The sequence below is a fragment of the Kitasatospora sp. NPDC093558 genome (assembly GCF_040683475.1).
In the GTDB taxonomy this organism is placed as follows: domain Bacteria; phylum Actinomycetota; class Actinomycetes; order Streptomycetales; family Streptomycetaceae; genus Kitasatospora.
Window position 1 is genome coordinate 1 of the sequence record NZ_JBFBDY010000613.1, and the last position, 3700, is coordinate 3700.

1 protein-coding gene is annotated in these 3700 nt (G+C 77.8%); it reads right to left on the minus strand.

Annotated elements, in window-relative coordinates; genetic code table 11:
* Positions 1-183: 183 nt before the first annotated feature.
* On the minus strand, positions 184-3700 hold a 3517-nt coding region (locus AB0O00_RS32450), incomplete at its 5' end, for a LysM peptidoglycan-binding domain-containing protein (RefSeq protein WP_363657897.1).

The window sequence follows — 3700 nt, forward strand, 5'->3', positions numbered from 1 at the left end:
GCCCGCCCCCAGGCCACCGCGTGCGCGGAGGCCGTGGCGGCCGTCTGGCAGGCCTAGATCCGGGACCGGCTCTGCGGACGCCGGCCGTGGACCGGCCGGCACCGCCGCCCCGAACCGCAGGACAACCTCACCGCTGCTACCCGCCCGCCCCGCAGGGCGCCGATCGCCCCCGTCGGCATGCGGTCATGAGCCCGCCAGGAGGTCGCGAAGGAGGGCGACCGTGTCGGCGTCCAGGTCGCGGCCGGTGCGGCGGCTCAGGGCGTCGAGGCGGTTGACGGCGCGCAGGAGCTGGTCCCGGGCGCCGGCGGAGGCGTAGGCGTAGAAGAGGTCGCGGTGCAGCAGTTCGACGTCCGGGGCGACGGCGAGGCCGCGGAAGACGGCGGCCTCGGCGCTGCGGTGGTCGCCGTACTGGAGGCGGCGGGCGGCCAGTTCGTGGGCGGTGTCGACGATGGCGGCGATCATGTCCTGGCGCTCGGCCTCCGCCCACCCGTACGACGCGGGCGGCGCCTCGGCGAACGGGGCGCCCCGGACCAGGGCGAGCGCGTGCGCGAGGGCCGCGTCCGCCGTGGCGCTGGTGCTGCGCATGCCGCGCCGGTAGAGGCTGCGGAACTCGTCCCAGTCGCAGGTGACGGCCGGGGCGAAGGAGTAGCCGTCGGGTGTGTCGGCGGGCAGGAAGGCACGGCCGTCGGGGGTGGCGCCGAGCCACGCGGCGAGGCCGGCGATCTTGGCGAGGAGCGGGCTCCTCGCCTCTGCGGTCGTGGGGTGCGGGTCGAGGTGGGCCGCGCCGGGGTGGAGGTCGTGGTCGAGGGCGGTGTGGTCGGCGCCGGGGCGCAGCGCGAGGTAGGCGGCGAGTTCGGTGAGCCGGGTCAGGTTGCCGGGCTCGACGGTGCCGAGGGCGCCGGCCACGTCGACCGGGCCGAGCAGGCGGATCCGGGGCGCGTTGCGGGTGCTGTGCGCCTCCGGGGAGCGGAGGATCGCGAGGAGGTCGTCGCTGTCGGTACGGCCGGCGGTCGTGACGGTGGTCGTGACGGCCGAGGTGGGGACCGGAGCGGTCGCCGCAGGGCCGGGCTCGGGCTCCGGACGGGCCGGGACCCGCGGGGCCGCGCCGGTGGGGGCCGGCGCCGGGTCGTGCGTGGGCGCGGGCTCGGCGGGCGGCACAGCGGTGGGTTCGGCGGCGGGCTGCGGAACCACGGGTTCCGGCGCGGCCGGTACGACCGGTGCGGCCGACTGGAGCGGCTGGAGCGGCTGAACCGGCAGCACGACGGCCGCCGGCCCCGGCACTCCGAGGTCCCGGGTCGCGTCCTCGCCCGCACCCTGTCCGGCGCCCTGCTCCGCCGTAGGCCCGGCGGGAACGACCGGGCCGACCGGGCCGACCGGGGAAACCGGCCCGACCGGCAGGACCGGCGGCACCTGCGCCGTCACCGCCTTGCGCCCGAGCCCGTTGTCGGCGTGCCGCCCGGTGCCCGTCGTCGGCGCCGCCGGGTCGGTGCTCGCGAACGGGCTCGCGCCCGTCCCGATGACCCGGGTGAGCGCCCGCGCCCCGGCCCCCGCGCCCGTACCCCCGCCCGCGCCGTCGGCCGCAGCCGCGGACCCGTCCGCGGCGGCCTCCTCGGCCGGGCCGCCGACCGTGGCCAGCACCGGGACGGCGGAGGGCAGTTCGGTCGTGACAGAGTCCCCGCCGGAGGCCCCGTCGAAGTCGTCGAAGCCGTCGGGGTCGTCGTTCCCGGGGCCATCCAGGGTCCAGGCCGGCGCCGGGTGCTGGGTGGTGTCGTCGGCGGCCCGGAGCAGTTCGGTGACCTGGTCGTACTGCGCGCCGGTGAGCCGCTGGAGCTCGACGGTCAGGTGCAGGCCGGGGATGGTGGCCTGGCCGGTGGTGGGGAGGGTCCAGCGGGCGACCGGGCCGGTGCCGCGCTCGGGGGCGCGGGTGACGACGGCGACGCAGGTGCGCGGCCGGGCGTCGAGCAGGCGGCCGAGTTCGGCGGGGATGCCGCCACCCGGCTGCTGGGCGCAGAGCACGATCTCCGGGATCCAGGACTCGTCGGCCTGGCCACGGCTGCGCGCCTCGCGCGGGCTGGTGGCCTCCGCGGCGACGAGGGTGGCGCGGGCCTTGGCGGTGCGCGGGCCGAGGGCGGCGAGCGCGGCTTCGAGGGTGGGGTGGCGGTGGACGCGTTCGGCGGCCGGTCCGCTGATCGGCACCTCCTCGGCGAGGTCCACGAGGTGGAGGTGGAGCCGGTCGGCGAGCGGGCTGTGGGCGAGCTCGATGGCCAGGGTGCGCAGGACGTCACGGGCGTCGTCGGGGTGCCCGGACAGGTGGAGAAGGCGGACGGTCTCCAGGTCGGCGAGGACGACCGAGCCGTCGGGCGCGGTGCCGAGGGTGACCAGCGCCGGGTAGGGCGCGGCGGTCTTGCGGGCCTGGGAGGCGTTGAGGAGGTCGCCGGCGTCAGGGCTGCACCACCACACGTTGGGGGCGTGCGCGGCGCGGAAGGGCGCGATGGGCGCGGCCGGGCCCGAGAGGTGGAGTTCGACGGTGTGGCCGGGGGTGATCCGGGCCGCGATGATCGCGGGCAGGCGCTTGCCTCCGCGGACGGTGTTGCGGGCCATCGTGCGCAGGGCGCGGTCGAGCAGGTCGAGGCCGGCGTCGTCCTGACGGGCCTTGAGCTCGTTCTCGAAGGAGGCAGCCTCGGCCTCGGGCATCGTGATGCGGTGCCGGGGACGGCGGGCGCGCAACTGGCCGCCGCGCTTGTGGGCGACGGTGCCGATCATGATGGCGGCCAGCAGGACGCCGACGGTGGAGGCGGCGAGGGCGACGGTGTAGTCGTCGCTGGGCGCCGGGTCGGCGTGGGCGGCGGGCGCGGGTGCGGGGGTGCTGCCCGGGGTGTGCGCAGGCGCCGGTGTGGCCGGGGCCTGGGTCGGCGGGGCCGGGGTGGGCGCAGGAGCCTGAGTGGCGGACGGCGCGGGCGCAGGCTCGGGCGCCGGGGCGGGAGCAGGCTCCGGGGCAGGCGCGGGAGTAGGAGCAGGAGCAGGCGCCGGGGCAGCCGCCGCACCGGGAACGGTGAGCACCATGCCGGGGACCAGCTGATCCGGGTCCGTCAGGCGTTCGCCGTCCGGGGCCTGGGCGCCCTTGTTGGCGTCGAAGATCTTCGGCCAGGCGTCGCCGTCCCCCAACTCCCGCTGGGCGATGGCGGACAGGCTGTCCCCTTCCTTGACGGTCACCGTCCCGTGCCCACCGTCTGCCTGGGCGGCCGAACCTTCCGTCCCCGCCTGAGGGGTCCGCGCAGCCTCCGACGCCGGCTGCGCCTGCTGCGTCGGCGCGGGAGCAGAAGCGGGAGCGGAAGCGGGCGCCGGGGTGGGCGACTTGGCGTCGTCCGGCTTCGCGTCGGCGGGCATGAGGAGCTCCCAGCCGGGCTGGATCGGCCGGTCGGCGTCGAAACGGACGCCCGAACCGTCCATCGTCCGCCCGTCGTTGATCCTCGCGATCTCCACCCACCGCTCGCCCGAGCCCAGTTGACGCTCGGCGATCGACCACAGGCTGTCGGCGGGACGGCTGTCGCGCACGGTGTAGGTGGGGTGCTGCTCGGCGGCGGGCGCGAGGGCGGGCGCGGCGTGCGCCGCGGGCAGGGCTGCGCGCTGCACGCCGGCCGTCAACTGGGCGGGGGCCGTGGCGGCCTGGGGCCGCTCGGAGACGGCGGCGAAGGACGAG